The sequence below is a fragment of the Microbacterium sp. NPDC089190 genome, from assembly GCF_040701795.1.
GTDB classification, from domain to species: domain Bacteria; phylum Actinomycetota; class Actinomycetes; order Actinomycetales; family Microbacteriaceae; genus Microbacterium; species Microbacterium galbum.
On the sequence record NZ_JBFBHF010000004.1, the window covers coordinates 382,188 to 401,491 of the forward strand.

Sequence of the window (19,304 nt, forward strand, 5' to 3'; positions counted from 1 at the left end):
TCGGGGCGTGGCAGGCCGACCGCCGTCACGGACGACCTGCCACGGTGATCACACCGCGACGGTCGGTGCGAACTCTGCGGAGAACCGGTGCACGCCGGCTCCGACTTCGGTGTCTATTTCACCGAGCCACACCTCGGCGACCACACCCTCGGGCACCGTCACCTCGAGATGCACGACGCCGCCCTCGCGGCGCCAGGCGACCGCGATCGTGCCGTGCCTGCTGTCGTACGACGTCGACGCGTCGTCGATGCCGTCGATCGGCTGCGGCGCGACGCGCACGCGGGAATATCCGGGCTCCAGCGGCGCGAGTCCCGCCAGCTCGCGATGCATCCAATCGGCCACCGCGCCCAGGGCGTAGTGGTTGAACGACGTCATCTCGCCGGGGTTGATCGTGCCGTCGGGCAGCATCGAGTCCCAGCGCTCCCATACGGTGGTCGCTCCCATGGTCACGGGATAGAGCCACGACGGGCACTCGCGCTGCAGGAGCAGTCGCCCCGCGGTCTCGAGATGACCGGTGCTGCTCAACGCGTCGAGGATGTACGGCGTGCCGGCGAACCCTGTCGAGATGCGGTGGCCCGCCGCCTCGACGAGCTCCGCGAGGCGGTCGCCCGCCCATGAGAGCTCCTCGTCGTCGAGCAGTCCGAACACGATGGCGAGCGCGTACGACGTCTCGCAGTGATTTCGCAGCCGCTGCTCGTCGCGGGCGACGTACGCCTCGCGGAAGGCGCGCCGCGTCGCGTCGCGGAGGTGCTCGAGCTCGCAGCGCACGTCCCACCGGCCGAGAGCCTCCACGACGCGGACGGCGAGATCCGCGGACCGGTACAGGCACGCGGTGGCCACCAGCCCCCGGTCGGCCTTGGCCGCAGCGGGGTCCTCCGGGGGCGCGTCGGGGTCGAGCCAGTCGCCGAACTGGAACCCGCGGTCCCACAGACCGGTCTCCGACACGAGCGACGACACATGGCGGAGGTGCGCCAGCATCCCCTCGACGTTCTCGGAGAGCACGCGGACATCACCGGATGCCATCCACACGGCCCACGGCACCCAGACGATCGCGTCGCTCCACACCGCCGTCGAGTCGACGGGGGTGATGTCCTCCGGCACGCCCACGTACTTGAGCACATCGGGCACGACGTACGGCACGACCCCGCCCTGGTGCTGCTGCTCGACGGACACGTCGCGCAGCCAGTCGCGCAGGAAATCGCCGACGTCGAAGAGATAAGCGCTGGTGGGTGCGAAGACCGCGATGTCACCGGTCCACCCGAGCCGCTCGTCACGCTGCGGGCAATCGGTGGGCAGGTCGACGAAATTGCCCCGCGTGCTGTTGACGACGTTCTCGTGCAGCTGGTTCAGCAGGGGGTCGGAGCTCGAGAACGTGCCGGTGCGCCGCAGGCGCGAGCTGATGCGCACCGCTTCGAGTCCACCCCGGCGTACGGCATCCACCCCTCCGGGCCACCCGTCGACCTCCACGTAGCGGAAGCCGTGGAACGTGAAGCGGGGCTCGAAGACGTCGGTGCCCCCGGAGAGGATGAATCGATCCGTTGCGCGGGCCGAACGCAGGGGACGGATGCCGATCTCGTCCTTCTCGAGAACCTCGGCGTGCCGCAGCGTCACCACGCCGCCGGACTCGCCGGTGACCTCGGCGCGGACCCAGCCGACGAGGTTCTCACCGAAGTCGACGATCAGCCGACCCGTGGGCGAAAGCCACGCGTCGCGGACCGGGAGCGTCTCCACGGGGACGACGGGGGGTCCGACATAGGGTTCGAACCGCACGGAGGGGACGTCGATCACCTCGACCGGCGCCTCGGGCGAGGCGGCTCCGCGACGACGGGCGTCGATGGTCTGCCCGTGATACAGGTCGTCGGACACCGTGTCGGAAGCCCGGACCGACCACGAGTCGTCGGTCGCCCAGACCTGCGTGCGCCCGTCGGCGAAGACGAGCTCGATCTCGGCGATCGCGGCGAGGCGGTCGCCGTAGACACCGGTCGCTCCCGTCCAGGTCAGGCTCCCGCGGTACCAGCCGTTGCCGAGGGTGAGCTCCAGCGTCGACTCGGCGGCGACGAGAGCGGTGACGTCGGTCTCCGCGACCCGCACGCGCCACTCGTAACTCGACCATCCGGGGGTCAGGAGCTCGTCGGAGACACGGATGCCGTTGATGGCCGCCTCGACGACACCGAGCGCCGAGTACCGCAGGGTGGCGCGTACCGGCTCACCGTGATCGGGGTCGAGGACGAAGCGGCCGATGAGAGTCGGAGCGCCGCCGCCCACGGGCGCTGCCGGGGAGATGAGGAGAGCAGTGGGGAACATGGTCAGCCCTTGATCGCCCCGCTGGTCATGCCCGCCACGATCTGGCGGTTGAAGAAGACGTACATGACGAGGGGCGGGATGGTGATGAGGAGGATGTCGGCGAACAGCAGGTTGAACTGCCCGGCACTGGTCGAGCTCGAGGCATAGGCGTAGAGGGTCAGCTGCACGGTCGCGTTGGCGTCTCCCGGGAGGAAGTACAGCGGGTTGGCGAAGTCGTTGAAGACAGCGACCGACTGCACGACGATGACCGTGACGATCACCGGTTTGAGCAGCGGCAGCACCACCTGGAAGAACAGTCGGATCGGCCCCGCGCCGTCGATGAGGGCGGCCTCGTCGAGCTCGCGGGGGATCGTGGAGACGAAGGCCCGGAACAGCAGGATGCAGAACGACAGGCCGAACGTCGCCTCGATGAGGATGAGACCGCCGAGGGTCTTGAACAGCCCGAGACCCTGAAGAACCCAGATGGTGGGCACGACCGCGGGAGGGACGATCAGCCCCGCGAGCACGAAGAAGTTGATCACGCCGTTCCAGCGCGACTTCTTGCGCTGCAGCACGTAGCCGACCATCGCCGCCAGCACGACCATGACCACCACGCTCGCCACCGTGAGCACGAGGCTGTTGGCGAAGGCGCGGATCAGGATGCCGTTGCGATCGGCGAGGACCGCGGCGATGTTCTCCCACAGCTTCCACTCGGTGGGCCAGCTGAAGGCGAGCATCGACGCCTCGGGCGCGGTCTTGGCCGCGGTGACCAGGATGAAGGCGAAGGGCACGAGGAAGACGACGACCGACACGACGATGGCGATCGTGCCGACGGTCCACCGCCGCACGGCGAGGCGGGTCATGCGTCCACGCTCCTTTTGTTGATGAACATCGAGATGGGGATCATGACCGCCGTCACGACGATGAAGAGGACGACGTTGCCCGCGGTCGACAAGCCGTAGAAGCCGGCTTGGTACTGCTTGTAGATCACGGACGCGATGACGTCCGAGCTGAAGCCCGGGCCGCCCTTCGTCATCGCCCAGATCAGATCGAACGAGCGCAGACCACCGATGAGCGACAGGATCACGACCGTCCCGGTCGCCGGCCACGACAGCGGGAAGGTGATGTTGCGGAACACCTTCCACGCACTCGCTCCATCGACACGGGCGGCCTCGAAGTACTCCTGCGGGATCGCGACGATCCCGGCGATGTAGATGAGCGTGGCGATCCCGAGCCCCTTCCACACGTCGACCAGCGCCACGCTGATCAACGCGAGATTCGGATCCGTCAGCCACCCCGGACCCTGGATGCCGAACACCGACAGGGCACCGTTGACGAGGCCGTCGAACGGATCCAGCAGCACCTTGAAGGTCAGGCCCACCCCGATGGTCGAGACGAGCACGGGGAAGAACGTGACGGCCCGCAGGTAACCACGGCCGATGATCGCCGAGGTCAGCAGCACGGCGAGCGCGAGTCCGAGGACCACCTTCAGGCCGCTCGTGACGACGGCGTACATCAGCGTGTGCAGGAATGCCTGCGAGAGCTGCGGGTCGGAGAAGAACTGGACGAAGTTGTCGAGCCCGATGAACTGGACATCGAAGAGCGACCATCGGGTGAGGCTGAAGTAGAACGAGGCGAAGGTCGGTACGGCGAACAGCACCACGTACAGGGCGGCCGCGGGGATGTAGAACCACGACGGGTACATGCTGCGCGCTTTACGACCCGCCCGTGGCGCGGGGGGAACGCCTCCGCGCCGGTTCCGCACCTGGGGCGGCACCACATTGGCGAACGTCTGGGCCATCGTCACTCCTTCGTGGGGGAAGAGCGGGGCCGGAGAGGGGGTCTCCGGCCCCGCGATGTGCGGCGGGAAAGGGGCACCGACCGCACGGGGGCGCTGGATTCAGCGCGTTCTCACCAGCCGGCGAGGCCGAGTTGCTGGGCCTGCTTCTTCACGTCGTCGTCGTAGGCGGCGGCGCCGTCCTGCGCGCTCGAGATGCCGGAGCCGACGCTGATGGCGATGTTCTCGAGGTTCGGCCCCTTGACGGGAGAGAGGAACTCGAGGGCGGGAGCGCTCTTGCCCTCGTCGACGTACTTCTGGATCTCCGCGACCAGGGGCGCGGCGTCCGACGGCACAGAGCAGGAGCTGATCGAGAACGGACCGCCCGCGACGAAGTTGGCGTTCTGGACGTCGCAGCCCTCCGACGAATTGACGAAGGAGACGAACTTCTTCGCGGCGTCGAGCTTGGCCCCGTCCGTCGACTTCGGGATGTAGACCGCGTTGGGCTCCCAGACGGTCAGCGTGGTGTTCGCTGCCTTGTCGGCCGGCATGGCGAAGAAGCCGATGTCGTCGACTGCGTCGGGGGTGGATTGCTTGATGTTGCTGAGAACAGCGCTCGAGAGCATCGGGTACATCGCGGCCTTGCCCGTGGCCAGGGCGGCCGAGCCCTCGGCGGCGGTCGCGGTGGCGAAGTCGGCGTTGAAGAGACCCTTGTCGAAAGCGTCCTGGAGGTGGGTGAAACCGGCCAGAGCGGGCTCCTGCGCGAACTTCGCTTGGTTGGCGGTGAAGTCCTCGGCCCACTTTCGGTCCTGCGTGAGGACGTTGCCGAAGTCGGCGAGGAGGAAGAGCTGCGAGGTCCAGGTGTCGCCGTAGGTCTGCTCGATCGGTGTGATCCCCGCGGCCTTGATCTTCTCGGCGGCGGCGGCCAGCGATGACCAGTCGGTCGGCACGCTGATACCGAGGTCCGAGAAGACCTTCGTGTTGTAGGCGATGCCGCCCGCCATCGACGTTCCCAGGGGCGCGCCGTAGGTGCCGCTGTCGGTGGAGACGACGGTCTTGAAGTTGTCGGTGACCTCGGAGACCCACGACTCGTCCGCGAGGTCGACGAGCGTCTGGTCGGGGTTCAGCGCCTGGAAGAGCGACCCCGTGTTGTAGAAGAAGACGTCGTCCATCTCGCCGGTCGACAGCTGGGTCTTGACGAGGTTGTCTCCCTCGGTGCCGCCCGGGCGGGTGTTGAGGGTGACGGTGATGTCGGGGTTGGCCTTCTCGAACGCGGAGATGAGCGCGTTGCCGGTGGCGATGGAGTCGTCGCCGTTGGTGGTCAGGAAGGTGATCTCGACCTTCCCGTCGGCGGAGCCGCCGCCCGCTCCACCGGAGCAACCGGCGAGGGCCAGGGCGGTGAGGCCGACACCGGCGACGACGATCGTCGCCCGGCGCGGGGTGATGAATGAGGACACTGCTTACCTCCTTGTAAGGGGCCGGGTGCTGGGGACTCCGACCGGTGCGACGCCTCGGGACTCAGGTGCGAGATCGAGTGTAAACCGATCTACACCAGGCGACGAAGCGAGAATAAACCGAGTAGCGGGATTTCGTCAACCGATCTACATTGGGAGCAACGACCGAAGGAGCTCGATGCCGGACAATGCATCACCCGCGGGGCCGCCGACCCGCGCCGCGACGATCGAAGACGTCGCACAGCACGCCGGCGTGTCCAAGGCCGCCGTGTCGAAGGTGATCCGCGACGCCTACGGCGTGAGCGATCGGATGCGCGAGCGGGTCACGGCCTCCATCGCCGCACTCGACTACCGCCCTCGCGTGGCGGCGCGAGCGATGCGCGGATCTACGGCGACCATCGGCGTGCAGCTCCCGCAGGTCGACAACGAGTTCTTCACGCGCATCCTCACCGGCATCGTGCAGGAGCTCAACGCCTCGGCCTACCGATTGATCATCGCCCCGATGGCCGACCCGGTCAGCGGGACGGCCGCGCTCGAGAGCCTCTACGACCGGCAGGTCGACGGCATCATCGCCGTCGCTCCGGCCGTCCCCCAAGCCTGGCTCGAGGGCCTCGCGCGGCGCGTCCCGCTCGTTCAGGTCGGCCAGCACGACCATCCTCAGCACTATGACGTCGTGGTCGGCGACGACGATGCCGGTGCGCGCCTGGTGATGGAGCACCTCTTCGATGCGGGTCACACCCGGATCGTGCACGTGACGAACGACGAGCGGATCCTCGTCGAACCCCGCACCGACCCGCACCCGCGGCGCCTGCGCGTCTACGAGAGCATGATGCGCGAGCGCGGGCTCGAGCCCGACGTCATCCGTATCGACTCGTCCGATCACGACACACGGCACACGGTGATCGACCTCCTCGACCGCGCGACACCGCCGACGGCGCTGTTCGCGGGTCACGACTCGCTGGCGCTGGCGGCCCTCGAGGTCTCCGCCGAACGGGGAGTGGGCGCCGCGGAGTTCGCGGTCGTCGGCTACGACGACGTGCCGATCGCCAGCCACCCCCTGATCGGGCTGTCCACCGTCGACCAGCACGGTCAGGAGATGGGCGCCACCGCGGCGCAGCTTCTGCTGGAACGGATCGGGGGTCGTCACGACGCGCAGCGCCGCGTGTTCTCTCCGGCCCTGCGGGTGCGGGCGACCAGCGGATCCGGTCCCGCAGGGAGCGATCGGACGCTCTGAGGCCTCCCTCTCCCCCGCCGAGGCCCGGCGCTGTCTCCCGGGCGGCTAGCCTGGGTGGTGATGTCACGGGATGAGAACGCGCGAAGAAGACTCTCCCGGAACAGCCCCCAGGGGCTCGTCGTCATGGTGCTGGCACTGGCGGGGCTGTGCTCCTCGTTCATGTTCACCCTGGTGGTGCCGATCCAGTCGCAGCTTCCGCAGCTGCTGAACGCCTCCCGAGACGACACCGCCTGGGTCGTGACCTCGACCCTGCTGGCGGCGGCCGTGATCACGCCCATCGCCGGCCGGCTCGGCGACATGTACGGCAAGCGGCGCATCGTGCTCGTGCTGCTGGTCGTGATGATGCTGGGCTCGGTGATCGCGGCGTTGTCCACCGGCATCATCGGCATGATCGTCGGGCGCACGCTGCAGGGCGCGATCGTCGGTGTCGTCCCCCTCGGCATCTCGATCATGCGCGACGTGCTGCACGAGAACCGTGTCGACAGCGCGATCGCCCTGATGAGCGCGACGCTCGGCGTCGGCGGAGCACTGGGTCTGCCGATCAGCGCGCTGGTGGCCGAGAACACCGACTGGCACTGGCTGTTCTGGATCGCCGGTGGACTCGGAGCCGTCGTCTTCGCCCTGATCCTGCGGATCGTGCCGGTGAGCGTCCTGCGAACCGGCGGACGTTTCGACTACATCGGTGCGACGGGGCTCGCGGTCGGATTGATCGGAGTGCTCCTCGCCGTCTCGCGGGGCAACACGTGGGGGTGGTCATCGCCGCTCACGCTGTCGCTGGCGATCGGCGGCATCGTGGTGCTGCTGCTGTGGGGGTGGTTCGAGCTGCACGTCGACAACCCGCTCCTCGACCTGCGGGTCGCCGCCCGCCGCCCCGTGCTGCTGACGAATCTGGCATCCATCGCCATGGGCTTCGCTCTCTTCACCTCGAACGTGGCGTATCCGCAGATGCTCGAACTCCCGCTCGCGACCGGCGTCGGGCTCGGCCTGTCGCTGCTGGCCGCGAGCCTCGTCGTCATGCCCTCCGGGCTCGTGATGATGGTGCTCTCTCCCATCTCGGGAACCCTGGCCCGCATGATCGGGCCCCGCGTGCTCCTGGTGGCGGGCTCGATCTCGTTGATCCTCGCCTACGGCTTCAGCCTGGCCTTCTCGACCGAGGTGTGGCACTTCGTCGTCGCGAACATCCTGATCGGTTTCGGCATCGGCTTCGGCTATGCCGCCATGCCGATGCTCATCATGCGAGCGGTGCCGCCGAGCGAGACCGGCGCCTCGAACGGACTCAACGCCCTCGCCCGCTCCCTCGGCACGAGCACGGCGGCGGCCATCGTCGGCGTCGTGCTGGCGACACTGTCGACCGGAGACGGCGACGCGCGCGTGCCCACCTCGCAGGCGTTCCAGGTGTCGTTCCTGATGGGGATCGGGGCCGCGGCGATCGCACTGGTGCTGGCGCTGCTGATTCCGACGCGGCCGACGGTCGCAGACACGCGCCGCTCACTCCCGGGTTGACGTCAGGCGCCGCCCGGCGCGTCGGTGTCCGCGGACGATCCCCTCCGGCGCTTCACCCACGCCGCGATGCGGGCCGTGTGCCGGTCGGTGAACGCGTTCGACAGTTCGAGGGCCTCGGCGCCGATGTCGGCACCCGCGTCGATGGCGCGGATCGAACGTAGGGCCCGCTGCTCCGGGCTCTCCTCGTCGCGTTCCATGCCGTCCATCGTACGGACGGCCCGGGCACGGGGCGCCGACGCTCTCAGTCCAGCAGAAGCGCCGGCTCCTCCAGAACGGATGCCACATCCGCGATGAACCGCGAGATCCCGTCCCCGTCGACCACGCGGTGATCGAACGAGCCCGACACTGTGGTCACCCAGCGCGGGCGCACCTCGCCGTCGACGACCCACGGCTTCTGCCGGATGGCGCCCAGGGCGATGATGCCGGCCTCACCGGGGTTGATGATCGGAGTTCCGGCATCCACTCCGAAGACGCCGATGTTGGTGATCGTGAACGTGCCGCCGGTCTGATCAGCGGGGCTCGTCTTGCCCTCGCGCGCGGTGAGCGTGAGGTTCTCGAGCGCCTTGGCGAGCTCTCGCGTCTTCATCGCCTGCGCGTCCTTGATGTTCGGAACGAGCAGGCCGCGGGGGGTCGCGGCGGCGATGCCGAGGTTGACGTAGTGGCGCACGCGGATCTGCGCGCCGTCTTCGGTGTCGACCCAGGCGGCGTTGATCATCGGCGTGCGACGCAGCGCCCAGATCACCGCGCGAGCCATGATCAGCAGCGGCGAGATCTTGACGTCGGCGAAGTCGGGCGAGGCCTTGAGGCGCTTGACGAGCTCCATGGTGCGCGAGGCGTCGACGTCGACCCACACCGAGACGTGCGGGGCCGAGTAGGCGCTCGAGGTCATCGCGTTGGCGGTGGCCTTGCGCACGCCGCGGACGGGGATCGACTCTTCACGCGCGTCGGCCGCGGGAGCGGCGACGGATGCCGCGGGGGCGGCGACCGGGATCGTCTCCTCGCGCACCTCGCCCCACGCGGGCGTCTCGATGTTGCGGAACACGCTCGCCTGCTCGGCGTGCTTCACGACGTCGTCGCGGGTGACCTCGCCCGCGGGGCCGCTGGGGGTCACGGCCGAGAGGTCGACGCCGAGGTCGCGCGCGAGCTTGCGGATCGGGGGCTTCGCGACGACACCGACGGAGGCCTTCACGGGGCGCTCCGCGGGCTTGCGCCGACGCGACGACACCGCACCGCCCGTGCCGTAGCCGACGAGCACCGCTCCGCCGGGGTCGCTGGGCTCGGGAACCGTGGCGGGGGCCGCGGGCGCCGGAGTGCCGGCATCCGCAGCCCCGATCGTGATGATCGGCGCACCGACCTCGACGGTGGAACCCTCGGATGCCAGCAGCTCGCCGACCGTGCCGGAGTACGGCGACGGGAGCTCGACGAGCGACTTGGCCGTCTCGATCTCGACGATCACGTCATTGACGGCGACGGTGTCGCCCGGGGCGACGCGCCACTGCACGATCTCGGCCTCGGTGAGGCCTTCCCCGACGTCGGGAAGGACGAAGGTCTGCTCGGTCACGGTGTGTCCTTTGCTCGGGAGCCAGCTTGCCACCGGCGATGCCGCAACGGAATGTTCCGGCGGCGGGAGGGCCTGACGGCCGGAGGGAGGGTCAGTACGCGAGAGACCGGTCGACGGCCTCGAGGATGCGGTCGGCGTCGGGCAGGTAGGTGCCTTCGAGCTTCGCGGGCGGGAAGGGCACGTCGAAGCCCGACACGCGCAGCACGGGCGCCTCGAGCGCGAAGAACGCCTTCTCCATGACGGTCGCGGCGATCTCGGAGCCGAGGGACGTGAAGCCCGGCGCCTCCTGCGCGTAGACCATGCGTCCGGTGCGGCGCACCGAGTCGAGCAGCGGGCCGTAGTCGACGGGCGAGAGCGAACGCAGGTCGATGACCTCGCAGCTCGTGCCCTCGCTCTCGGCGAGCGCGGCCGCCTGCAGCAGCGTCGTGACCATCGCGCCATGGCCGACGAGCGTGACGTCGGTGCCGCGGCGGACGATGCGGCTCGCGTGCAGCGGAAGCGCCGGGGCCTCGAGGTCGACCTCGCCCTTCTGCCAGTACTTGGCCTTCGGCTCGAGGAAAACGACGGGGTCGGGCGAATCGATCGCCTGCTGGATCATCCAGTACGCGTCGTTCGCGTTCGAGGGGCTGACGACCCGCAGACCCGCGGTGTGCGTGAAGTACGCCTCGGGGCTCTCCTGGTGGTGCTCCACCGCGCCGATGTGCCCGCCGTAGGGGATGCGGATGACGACGGGCATGCGCACCGCGCCCTCGTGACGGTTCGTGATCTTCGCCAGCTGCGAGGTGATCTGGTCGAACGCGGGGAAGACGAAGCCGTCGAACTGGATCTCGAGCACCGGACGGAACCCGCCCATGGCGAGACCGATCGCGGTGCCGACGATGCCCGACTCCGCGAGCGGGGAGTCGATGACCCGGCGCGGGCCGAAGTCCTTCTGCAGACCCTCGGTCACGCGGAAGACGCCGCCGAGCGGGCCGATGTCCTCGCCCATGAGCAGGACGCGGTCGTTCGTCTCGAGGGCCCGGCGGAGGCCCGCGTTCAGAGCCCGGCTGATGGGCAGGTTCTCGGTCACTGCGCTCCCCCTTCCATCGACGCCTCGTAGTCGTCGAGCCAGCGCTGCTCCTCCTGGATCAACGCGTGCGCCTCGGAGTACACGCTCTCGAACATGTGCACCCGCGGGATGGTGCCGAGCTCGTTCGTGCGCACGCGCACGTCGTCGGCGAGGGCGGCACCCTCGGCATCCGCGTCGTCGAAGAACTGCTGCGAGGCGCCGCGACCCTCGAGGTACGCGCGCATGCGGGCGATCGGGTCGCGCCCCGCCCACGCCTTCTCTTCGTCGGAGGTGCGGTACTTCGTGGGGTCATCGCTGGTCGTGTGCGCGCCCATGCGGTAGGTCATGGCCTCGATCGCGCGCGGTCCGAAGCCTGCCCGCGCCTCGTCGAGGGCGGTCTTCGACACGGCGTAGCTGGCGAGCACGTCGTTGCCGTCGACCTGCAGGCTCGGGATGCCGTATCCCTCGCCGCGCTTGTACAGCGGCGAGCGCGACTGCGTCGCGACGGGGACCGAGATCGCCCACTGGTTGTTCTGCAGGAAGAAGACCTCGGGGGTCTGGAAGCTCGCGGCGAAGACCATCGCCTCGTGCACGTCGCCCTGGCTGGAGGCTCCGTCGCCGTAGTAGACGATGACGGCCTCGTCGCGCTCGGGGTCGCCCGTTCCGCTCTTGCCGTCGAACACCAGTCCCATGGCGAGGCCCGTGGCGTGCAGCGTCTGCGCGCCGAGCACGAGCGTGTAGATGTGCGTGTTGCCGTTCTTCGGGTCGGTCGGGTCCCACCCGCCGTGGGTGAGGCCGCGCATCAGCCGGATGATGTCGATCGGGTCGACCCCGCGGATACGGGTGACCACGTGCTCGCGGTACGAGGGGAAGATGTGGTCCTGCGCGCGCGCGGCACGGGCGGAGCCGACCTGGGCGGCCTCCTGCCCGAAGGACGGCGGCCAGAGGGCGAGCTGGCCCTGGCGCTGCAGGTTGGTGGCCTGCACGTCGAATGCGCGGATCGAGACCATGTCGCGGTAGAAGGTCTCGAGCTCGGCGTCGGTGAGGGCGTCGATGAGCGGCAGGTAGCGCTCGGCGGCCGGTGTGGGGGCCAGCGTGCCGTCGGCTGCCAGAACGCGCACGAGAGCGGGGTCGTCGAGCGGGGTCATGCACCCACGCTAACGCGCGGCCCATGCGCGAGACCGCATGAGGTGCACAACGGATGCCGCGATTCGGCGTGGACGTCGGACAAACGGACGCCGTGCCTTGCGCCCGAGCCGGCGCCGCGCGTCAGCGCGGGGCGGTGGCTGCGGCGACCTCGACGACGCGATCGAGGGACTCCTCTTCGCCGATCGACACGCGGATGCCGTCGCCGGGGAACGGGCGCACGATCAGCCCGGCCTCCTCGAACGCGGCCGCGACCTCGGCCGTGCGCTCTCCGGCCGCGAACCACACGAAATTGCCCTGGGCGTCGGGCACGTCCCACCCGGTCTCGCGCAGGCGCGCGACGAGACGGTCACGACGCTCGGCGATGACCCCGACGCGGTGCAGCAGCTCGCTCTCGGCATCGAGGCTCGCCAACGCGGCGGCTTCACCGGCAGCCGTGACCGACAGCGGGATCGCGGTGCTGCGGGCGGCGTCGAGCACGCCGGTGTGGCCGACGGCGTAGCCGACGCGAAGGCCCGCGAGGCCGTAGGCCTTGGAGAACGTGCGGAGGACGACGACGTTCGGGCGCGCCAGCACGGCACGCACGCGACCGCCTTCGACCGAGGAGGTGTCGGTGACGAACTCGGCGTAGGCCTCGTCGAGCACGACCAGCACGTCGCGCGGCACCCGGTCGACGAAGGCGACGAACTCGTCGTAACCGACCGTGGGGCCGGTGGGGTTGTTGGGGCTGCACACGATCACCAGACGCGTGCGCTCGGTGACCGCATCGGCCATCGCGGGCAGGTCGTGGCGGAAGTCGGCGGTCAGCGGAACCTGCACGCTCGTCGCGCCCGCGACGGCGACCAGCGAGGGGTACGCCTCGAACGAGCGCCAGGCGTAGACGACCTCGTCGCCCGGGCCCGAGGTGGCCAGCAGCAGCTGGGCGAGGATCGAGACGCTGCCGGCGGCGACGTGCACCTCGTCGGCCGAGACGCCGTACCGCGCGGCGAGGCGTTCGCGCAGCCGCGCCGCCGTGGCATCCGGATAGCGGTTGAAGGCCCCGGCCGCCCGGACCGCGTCGAGGACGCCGGGAAGCGGCTCGAAGGGGTTCTCGTTGCTCGACAGCTTGAACGCGTCGGGACTCGCCTGCTTGCCCTGCCGATATGCGGGCAGGGCGGCGATCTCGGGACGGATACGGGGCAGGACCGGGTCTTCGCTCACATCGCGAGCCTAACCGCGAGACGTCGCCGCGCGTCAGACCCCACTTCTCCCCCGGTGGAGGGATCCCTGCCGCGACACGACCCCGCGTGCCACGATGAGGGCATGCGCTTCGTCGTCCGCGTCGCCGTCAACGCCTTCGCCCTCTGGATCGTCACCCTGCTGCCCGCGCTGCAGGTGCGCCTCATCCCGTTCGCCCCCGGCGAGTGGCTGCAGGTGCTGCTGACCCTGCTCCTGGTGGGCCTCATCTTCGCGATCGTCAACAGCGTCGTCGGCACCATCGTGAAGATCATCGCGATCCCGCTGTACATCCTCACCCTCGGGTTGATCTCGCTGATCATCAACGGCTTCCTGCTGTGGCTGACGGGCGTCATCACCGAGAACTGGGACTGGGGCCTGCGCACGGGCGAGTTCTGGCTGACGGTGGTCGCCGCGCTGCTCATCGGCATCATCAACGCCGTGCTCGGCGGCATCCTGCGTCCGCGCCGCGACGATCGGGCGCGAAACTGAGGGCCGTCGCACGCAGCCCACTGATGCGCGCGCGCCGCTTCCCCGCCATGATGGAGGGATGACCGCGAGTGCCGACGCGCCCTTCCGCGTCGTGTTCGTCTGCAGCGGCAACATCTGCCGGTCGCCGATGGCCGATGTGGTCTTCCGGCGCATCGCCGAGACGTCGGGGCTGAGCACCCGCGTGTCGTCGAGTTCGGCCGGCACGGGCGACTGGCACGTCGGCGAACGCGCCGACCACCGCACGCTGCACGCGCTCGAGCGCCTCGGCTACGACGGATCCGCGCACCGCGCGCGGCAGTTCTCCTTCGCCGACTTCGACCGCAACGACCTCGTCGTCGCCCTCGACCGCAGCCACGAGCGCGTGCTGCGCGGGTGGGCGCGCAGTGACGACGACGCCGACAAGATCGCTTTGCTGCAGTCGTTCCTGTCCGATGCCGAGACCCTCGACGTGCCCGACCCGTACTACGCCGGACCGCCGATGTTCGACGAGGTGCTCGGTATGATCGAACGCGCCAGCCGCGCCCTGTTCCGGCAGCTCGAGCCCGCCATCCGTTCCGCGGGCTGACCCTTTCGCGCGACCCCCGGGAGACCCGTGTCCGCTCTGCCTCCGCAGCCCCTCAGCCCGCTCGACGGCCGCTACTTCGGCGCCGTGTCCGAACTCGGCGACTACCTGTCGGAGGCGGGCCTGAACCGCGCCCGCGTCGAGGTCGAGGTCGAGTGGCTCCTCGCCCTCACCGATCGCTCGCTCTTCGGCACCTCGCCCGTGTCGGACGCCGACCGCGCGAAGCTCCGCGCGCTCTACGAGGAGTTCGGCGCCGACGAGATCGCCTGGCTCGCCGACAAGGAGGCCGTGACGCGCCACGACGTCAAGGCCGTCGAGTACCTCGTGCGCGACCGCCTCGACACCCTCGGCCTCACCGCCCTCGCCGAGCTGACGCACTTCGCGTGCACCAGCGAGGACATCAACTCCACCGCCTACGCGCTCACCGTGCAGCGCGCGGTGGAGCGCGTGTGGCTGCCGAAGCTCCGCTCGGTCACCTCCGCGCTCGCCGAGCTCGCGGTGCGGCACCGCGACGCCGCGATGCTCTCGCGCACGCACGGCCAGCCCGCCACGCCCACCACGATGGGCAAGGAGATCGGCGTCTTCGCGTGGCGCCTCGAGCGCGTCATCCGTCAGCTGGATGCCGGGGAGTACCTCGCGAAGTTCTCCGGAGCCACCGGCACCTGGTCGGCGCACGTCGCGGCCGATCCCGACGTCGACTGGCCGGAGCTGACCCGCTCGTTCATCGAGTCGCTCGGCCTGGGCTTCAACCCGGTCACGACGCAGATCGAGTCGCACGACTGGCAGGTCGAGCTGTACGACCGTGCGCGCCACGCGGGCGGCATCCTGCACAACCTGGCGACGGACATCTGGACGTACATCTCGCTCGGCTACTTCACGCAGATCCCCGTCGCGGGCGCGACCGGGTCGTCGACGATGCCGCACAAGATCAACCCGATCCGCTTCGAGAACGCCGAGGCCAATCTCGAGATCGCCGGCGGACTGTTCGCCACCTTGGCATCCACGCTCGTCACGAGCCGCATGCAGCGCGACCTCACCGACTCCACCACCCAGCGCAACATCGGCGTCGCCTTCGGGCACTCGCTGCTCGCGCTCGACAACCTGCAGCGCGGCCTCACCGAGATCTCGCTCGCGGAGGACGTGCTGCTCGCCGACCTCGACACGAACTGGGAAGTGCTCGCCGAGGCGATCCAGACGGTCGTGCGCGCCGAGATCGCCGCGGGTCGCTCGCAGATCACCGACCCCTACGCGCTGCTCAAGGACCTCACGCGCGGACGCCGCGTCGGCGGTCCCGAGCTCGCGGAGTTCGTCCGCGGACTCGACATCGGCGACGCCGCGAAGGAGCGCCTGCTCGCGCTCACCCCCGCCGCCTACGCGGGTCTCGCGTCGCAGGTGGTCGACTCGCTGTAAGCCGCACGGCGATTGCCCCGGGACCGTTCGACGGCGCCCGGGGCGATCGCGTGCCCGGCGTCGTCACGGGCCGCACCCGCGGTCGCTTGAGAAGATGGATGCCATGCGCGCGATGATCATGGACGCCCTGGCCGAACCCCTCGAGGTGCGCGAGGTGGCCGCGCCGTCGGCCCCCGCCGGGGGCGTGGTGGTCGAGGTGCACGCGACCGGTCTGTGCAAGAGCGACTGGCACGCCTGGGTGGGTCATGACGACGTCACCCTTCCCCACGTACCGGGACACGAGCTGGCCGGCGTCATCGTGGAGGTGGGCGAGGGCGTGCAGCGCTGGACCATCGGCGATCGCGTCACGGTGCCCTTCGTCATGGGCTGCGGCGCGTGCGAGTGGTGCCTCGGCGGGAACGCGCAGGTGTGCCCCGCCCAGCAGCAGCCGGGCTTCACGCAGTGGGGCAGCTTCGCCGAGCGCGTGGTGCTGCGCGCCGCCGACACCAACGTGGTGCGCATTCCCGACGGCGTCTCGTTCGAGGCGGCGGCGGCCCTCGGATGCCGCTTCGCCACCGCCTATCGCTCCCTCACCGGCCGCGCCCGCGTGCAGGCGGGCGAGTGGGTCACGGTCGTCGGCGCCGGCGGGGTGGGGCTGAGCGCCGTGATGATCGGCGTCGCCCTGGGGGCGCGCGTGATCGTCGTCGACCGCACGCCCGCCGCGCTCGACGCCGCCCGCCGGCTCGGCGCGGAGCACACGCTCGCCGCGGGAGACACCGACATCGCCGCGGCGGTGCACGAGATCACCGGCGGGGGCAGTCACGTGTCGGTCGACGCCGTGGGCAGCGCCCAGACCGCGCGCGACGCGGTGCTGAGCCTCCGACGCCGCGGCCGACACGTGCAGATCGGCCTGCTGCCCACCGACGACGGCATGACCGCCATGCCGATGGCCCGCGCGATCGCGTGGGAGCTCGACCTGCTCGGCAGCCACGGCATGGCCGCGGTCGACTACCCCGAGATGCTCTCGCTCATCGACAGCGGCGCCCTGCGTCCTCAGGAGCTCATCGAGCGCGTGATCGGCCTCGGCGAGGCGGCGACGCTGCTACCGGGGATGGATGCCGCCTCCCCGGCCGGCATGACGATGATCGACCCGCGGCGCGCCTGAGCGCGGCGAGACACCCCGGGACCTGACATCCATGTCCCACTTATGGCCGGTGGACGCCGCTCGAACCCACCACGAGTGGGACACGCACCGCCAGAAGTGGGACGAGGATGCGAGGGGGCAGCGACGTGCCCGCCGAGCGCAGCGGCGTCGCAGCGCCCACGCGCTGAGACGGCCCCGGCGGCAGCGCGATGAGACGGCGCCGCGTCAGCGCGAATGCCCGGGGGCGCCGCGAGAGCGTCAGGCGCGCGGAGCGGCGCCGTCGTCGTCGGGACGCGGGGGAACCGCACCCTCCGACCGTGTGGCACTGCCGGGCGCGGCGCCCTCGGCCCGCGTGGCCGGACGCTCGGCGGAGGCGCCCGGGGTGGCATCCGGAGCGTCCTTGGGGAGGAGCAGCGGACGGTCCACCGTCGCGGTGACCTTCGACGGGTCGACGGCGAGCAGCATGAGCGCGACGCTCACGAGCACGATGATGAAGGTCGCTCCGGCCGCCACGAGGGCCACGATGAGAGCCCGCTGGATCTGGTCGGCGGGGCGCGTCTGGAAGAACCCCATCGACATGAGCGTGACGAAGCCGGCGAAGAGGGCGGCGACGAACGCCAGCCCGAGCAGCTGAACGGGCTTCATGAGGTCTTTGCGGGTGGTGGGCTTGTCGGTCATGACGCGGCCTCCTCGGAGGGTACGGCCGGAACGGGCTCGGTGCGGCGGGGCGAGAAGCCCGCGATCGCGAGGAACACGGCGACGACCGCCGCGTATCCACCGAAGAGGCCCACGGCGATGGTGATCCCGGTGAGGGTGAACGACCCCGCGCCGGTGATGCTGTAGTCGAGCGCGTACTGCATCGGGGTGAGCAGCAGGACGGCTCCCAGGACGATGCCCAGGATGCCGATGAGCATGCCGTCGCGCACGCCGGCGGTGCGACCCGCCGAGCGGTCGCGGAGCGCGCCGACGAGCTCGATGACGCCCGACACGATCGCCCACGTGATGACCAGGCCGAAGAACATGCCGGTGGTGCGCCACACCCCGACGCTCGCGACGAGACCCGCGGCGAACGACACGGCCGCGAGCGTCACCGGGACGGCGCGCTGCCCGGCCGGGAAGACGAGCCACGCCGACAGCGCCAGCGTGAGTCCGCTCGCCAGCACGAAGCCGCTGAAGACGCTCAGGCCGAGCACAGCGGAGTGGTCCGACGAGAACGTGATCATCGCGGCAGCGAGGGCGGCGAAGAGGGCGCGCGCGAGCTGCAGATGGCGCAGGTCGAAGGCGCGTTCAGCAGGAGGAGTGGTCACGGAGGGTTCCCGACGGGCGAAAGACGTTGGCATCCAGTCTATTCCTCGGGGGCTGAGCGGCCTCCGTGTGCGCCGACGTCGAGATATCGACCGCTCACCCCGCGTGCGACAGGGCGTCGTCCTTCTCCGCCAGCGAGCGTGCGACGGCCTCGGCGACACGGGCGTCCTCGGCCTCCTGGCGGCGCCGACGACGCGCGCGCAGCCAGCGCGGCGCGAAGACCGCCGCCAGCACGACCAGCGCCAGCAGGACGAGCAGAGGCCAGGGCACGGCCACGCCGACCGCGGAGGCCTCGACGGGATCGAGGGCGGTGATCGAGCCCGACGCGTCGGTGACCGTGGGCGTCGCCGTCACCGAGGCCCACAGCAGGCCCATGGCCGCCACGCCGGACACGCGGACGTCGCGCGGCCACGTCTCCCCGGGCAGGATCACCGGGGCTGCGGCATCCGGTGCCGCCTCGATGCGTCCGAGGTCGAAGGGCCCCGCGACGGCGGCGCCGTCGTCGGCGGTGAGCGACACGTTGCCGGTGTTGTGCAGGCCGTAATGCACCGTGGCGTCGCCGAACAGGAACGGGACGACGCCGCCGTCCCAGTCCACGCGCACGTCGTCGACCGAGAGCGCGGGCACGAGGTCGCCGCCCACCCGGATGCCGGCACGGATGCCGAGACGACGGTCGACGTTGACGTTCGCGGAGTGGTCGGTCACGGTCAGCGAGGTCACGACACCGCCGGCGTAGTCGCCCGGGGTCGCGTCGGCGGGCACGTCGACGGTGAAGGGCACCTCGACGGTCTGTCCGGCGGGCACGGTCACGTGCCGTTGGGGGACGACGATCCACTTGCCCACCCCGGTGGGCTGCTCCGCGGCGAGCCGGAGATCGACCGCTCCCGTCGACGTGGTGTATCCGTCGGCGGCGGAGACGTCGAGCTCGACCGCTTCGGTGCCGCGATTGGCGACCACGAGACCGTCGTCGAGGTGCGCGCCGGGGTTGAGCGCGTACGAGAAGTTCGTGCGATCGGCGCCCAGGGCGTTCGAGGCGGTGCGCACGGTCCAGCTGACGTCGTCGGTCGCGGCCGAGGCGGGAGACGCCCCGAGCAGCGCGGACGCGGTCGTCAGCGCTGCGAGGGTCAGGGCGAGCAGACGGGGGGACAGGTTCATGAGGGTCCTTCGGGAGAGGCCGGCGGGGAGGAGTGC

18 protein-coding genes are annotated in these 19,304 nt (G+C 70.3%); 6 read left to right on the forward strand and 12 right to left on the reverse strand.

The window, feature by feature from the left end; all coding sequences use genetic code 11:
* Positions 1-48: 48 nt before the first annotated feature.
* The 4 genes from AB0230_RS15210 to AB0230_RS15225 form a co-directional block, all read right to left on the reverse strand.
* Positions 49-2,304, reverse strand: coding sequence for a family 78 glycoside hydrolase catalytic domain (locus AB0230_RS15210; protein ID WP_366376627.1), 2,256 nt, complete (start codon positions 2,302-2,304; stop codon positions 49-51).
* A 2-nt stretch (positions 2,305-2,306) separates the two neighbouring features.
* The gene (locus AB0230_RS15215; protein WP_366376629.1) at positions 2,307-3,146 is read right to left on the reverse strand and encodes a carbohydrate ABC transporter permease; all 840 of its coding nucleotides are present in this window, start codon (positions 3,144-3,146) and stop codon (positions 2,307-2,309) included.
* Positions 3,143-4,084: a sugar ABC transporter permease gene (locus AB0230_RS15220; RefSeq protein WP_366376631.1), complete on the reverse strand. Its 942-nt coding sequence runs from the start codon at positions 4,082-4,084 to the stop codon at positions 3,143-3,145. The genes AB0230_RS15215 and AB0230_RS15220 overlap by 4 nt, the downstream gene beginning before the upstream one ends.
* A 110-nt stretch (positions 4,085-4,194) precedes the next feature.
* The gene (locus tag AB0230_RS15225; RefSeq protein ID WP_366376633.1) at positions 4,195-5,517 is read right to left on the reverse strand and encodes an extracellular solute-binding protein; all 1,323 of its coding nucleotides are present in this window, start codon (positions 5,515-5,517) and stop codon (positions 4,195-4,197) included.
* A gap of 175 nt (positions 5,518-5,692) precedes the next feature.
* On the opposite strand from AB0230_RS15225, the gene AB0230_RS15230 reads away from it, so the two are divergent.
* On the forward strand, positions 5,693-6,748 hold the full coding sequence (locus tag AB0230_RS15230) for a LacI family DNA-binding transcriptional regulator (RefSeq protein ID WP_366376635.1): 1,056 nt from the start codon (positions 5,693-5,695) through the stop codon (positions 6,746-6,748).
* A gap of 60 nt (positions 6,749-6,808) precedes the next feature.
* The gene (locus tag AB0230_RS15235) at positions 6,809-8,251 is read left to right on the forward strand and encodes an MFS transporter (RefSeq protein ID WP_366376637.1); all 1,443 of its coding nucleotides are present in this window, start codon (positions 6,809-6,811) and stop codon (positions 8,249-8,251) included.
* A 2-nt stretch (positions 8,252-8,253) separates the two neighbouring features.
* On the opposite strand, the gene AB0230_RS15240 is transcribed toward AB0230_RS15235, so the two are convergent.
* From AB0230_RS15240 to AB0230_RS15260, 5 genes are all read right to left on the reverse strand, one after another.
* Complete coding sequence (locus AB0230_RS15240) at positions 8,254-8,448, reverse strand: hypothetical protein (RefSeq protein ID WP_366376639.1); 195 nt, start codon at positions 8,446-8,448, stop codon at positions 8,254-8,256.
* A 44-nt stretch (positions 8,449-8,492) separates the two neighbouring features.
* Positions 8,493-9,812, reverse strand: a complete 1,320-nt coding sequence (locus AB0230_RS15245; RefSeq protein WP_315994214.1) for a dihydrolipoamide acetyltransferase family protein — start codon at positions 9,810-9,812, stop codon at positions 8,493-8,495.
* 91 nt (positions 9,813-9,903) lie between these two features.
* A complete protein-coding gene (locus AB0230_RS15250) occupies positions 9,904-10,881 on the reverse strand; it encodes an alpha-ketoacid dehydrogenase subunit beta (protein ID WP_058622399.1) in 978 nt (325 codons plus the stop codon).
* A complete protein-coding gene (locus AB0230_RS15255; protein WP_363577216.1) occupies positions 10,878-12,008 on the reverse strand; it encodes a thiamine pyrophosphate-dependent enzyme in 1,131 nt (376 codons plus the stop codon). The genes AB0230_RS15250 and AB0230_RS15255 overlap by 4 nt, the downstream gene beginning before the upstream one ends.
* A gap of 121 nt (positions 12,009-12,129) precedes the next feature.
* Entirely contained in the window at positions 12,130-13,206 is a 1,077-nt protein-coding gene (locus tag AB0230_RS15260) for a histidinol-phosphate transaminase (RefSeq protein WP_315994211.1), read from the reverse strand.
* Between the two features lie 102 nt (positions 13,207-13,308).
* Between AB0230_RS15260 and AB0230_RS15265 the strand changes: the two genes are divergently transcribed.
* From AB0230_RS15265 to AB0230_RS15280, 4 genes are all read left to right on the forward strand, one after another.
* Complete coding sequence (locus AB0230_RS15265) at positions 13,309-13,713, forward strand: phage holin family protein (RefSeq protein WP_315994210.1); 405 nt, start codon at positions 13,309-13,311, stop codon at positions 13,711-13,713.
* A 58-nt stretch (positions 13,714-13,771) separates the two neighbouring features.
* Positions 13,772-14,278, forward strand: a complete 507-nt coding sequence (locus AB0230_RS15270) for a low molecular weight protein-tyrosine-phosphatase (protein WP_315994209.1) — start codon at positions 13,772-13,774, stop codon at positions 14,276-14,278.
* A 27-nt stretch (positions 14,279-14,305) separates the two neighbouring features.
* Positions 14,306-15,685 (forward strand): adenylosuccinate lyase, encoded by a 1,380-nt coding sequence (purB, locus tag AB0230_RS15275; RefSeq protein ID WP_366376643.1) that lies wholly within the window; start codon positions 14,306-14,308, stop codon positions 15,683-15,685.
* A gap of 103 nt (positions 15,686-15,788) precedes the next feature.
* A complete protein-coding gene (locus AB0230_RS15280; protein WP_366376645.1) occupies positions 15,789-16,829 on the forward strand; it encodes a zinc-dependent alcohol dehydrogenase family protein in 1,041 nt (346 codons plus the stop codon).
* A 237-nt stretch (positions 16,830-17,066) separates the two neighbouring features.
* Here the strand turns inward: AB0230_RS15280 and AB0230_RS15285 are convergent, their stop codons facing one another.
* From AB0230_RS15285 to AB0230_RS15295, 3 genes are all read right to left on the reverse strand, one after another.
* Positions 17,067-17,486, reverse strand: a complete 420-nt coding sequence (locus AB0230_RS15285; RefSeq protein ID WP_315994206.1) for an amino acid transporter — start codon at positions 17,484-17,486, stop codon at positions 17,067-17,069.
* Positions 17,483-18,115, reverse strand: a complete 633-nt coding sequence (locus tag AB0230_RS15290) for an acyl-CoA synthetase (RefSeq protein WP_366376647.1) — start codon at positions 18,113-18,115, stop codon at positions 17,483-17,485. The genes AB0230_RS15285 and AB0230_RS15290 overlap by 4 nt, the downstream gene beginning before the upstream one ends.
* 94 nt (positions 18,116-18,209) lie before the next feature.
* Positions 18,210-19,268, reverse strand: a complete 1,059-nt coding sequence (locus AB0230_RS15295) for a DUF916 domain-containing protein (RefSeq protein WP_366376649.1) — start codon at positions 19,266-19,268, stop codon at positions 18,210-18,212.
* Between the last annotated feature and the right edge of the window lie 36 nt (positions 19,269-19,304).

What these genes read in the sequence shown, in the direction of transcription:
- AB0230_RS15215 (WP_366376629.1), bottom strand. Translation starts at nt 3,146, where the DNA reads ATGACCCGCCTCGCCGTGCGGCGGTGGACCGTCGGCACGATCGCCATC.
- AB0230_RS15210 (WP_366376627.1), bottom strand. Translation starts at nt 2,304, where the DNA reads ATGTTCCCCACTGCTCTCCTCATCTCCCCGGCAGCGCCCGTGGGCGGC.
- AB0230_RS15240 (WP_366376639.1), bottom strand. Translation starts at nt 8,448, where the DNA reads ATGGAACGCGACGAGGAGAGCCCGGAGCAGCGGGCCCTACGTTCGATC.
- AB0230_RS15220 (WP_366376631.1), bottom strand. Translation starts at nt 4,084, where the DNA reads ATGGCCCAGACGTTCGCCAATGTGGTGCCGCCCCAGGTGCGGAACCGG.
- AB0230_RS15280 (WP_366376645.1), top strand. Translation starts at nt 15,789, where the DNA reads ATGCGCGCGATGATCATGGACGCCCTGGCCGAACCCCTCGAGGTGCGC.
- AB0230_RS15265 (WP_315994210.1), top strand. Translation starts at nt 13,309, where the DNA reads ATGCGCTTCGTCGTCCGCGTCGCCGTCAACGCCTTCGCCCTCTGGATC.
- AB0230_RS15235 (WP_366376637.1), top strand. Translation starts at nt 6,809, where the DNA reads ATGTCACGGGATGAGAACGCGCGAAGAAGACTCTCCCGGAACAGCCCC.
- AB0230_RS15255 (WP_363577216.1), bottom strand. Translation starts at nt 12,008, where the DNA reads ATGACCCCGCTCGACGACCCCGCTCTCGTGCGCGTTCTGGCAGCCGAC.
- AB0230_RS15270 (WP_315994209.1), top strand. Translation starts at nt 13,772, where the DNA reads ATGACCGCGAGTGCCGACGCGCCCTTCCGCGTCGTGTTCGTCTGCAGC.
- AB0230_RS15285 (WP_315994206.1), bottom strand. Translation starts at nt 17,486, where the DNA reads ATGACCGACAAGCCCACCACCCGCAAAGACCTCATGAAGCCCGTTCAG.
- AB0230_RS15230 (WP_366376635.1), top strand. Translation starts at nt 5,693, where the DNA reads ATGCCGGACAATGCATCACCCGCGGGGCCGCCGACCCGCGCCGCGACG.
- AB0230_RS15295 (WP_366376649.1), bottom strand. Translation starts at nt 19,268, where the DNA reads ATGAACCTGTCCCCCCGTCTGCTCGCCCTGACCCTCGCAGCGCTGACG.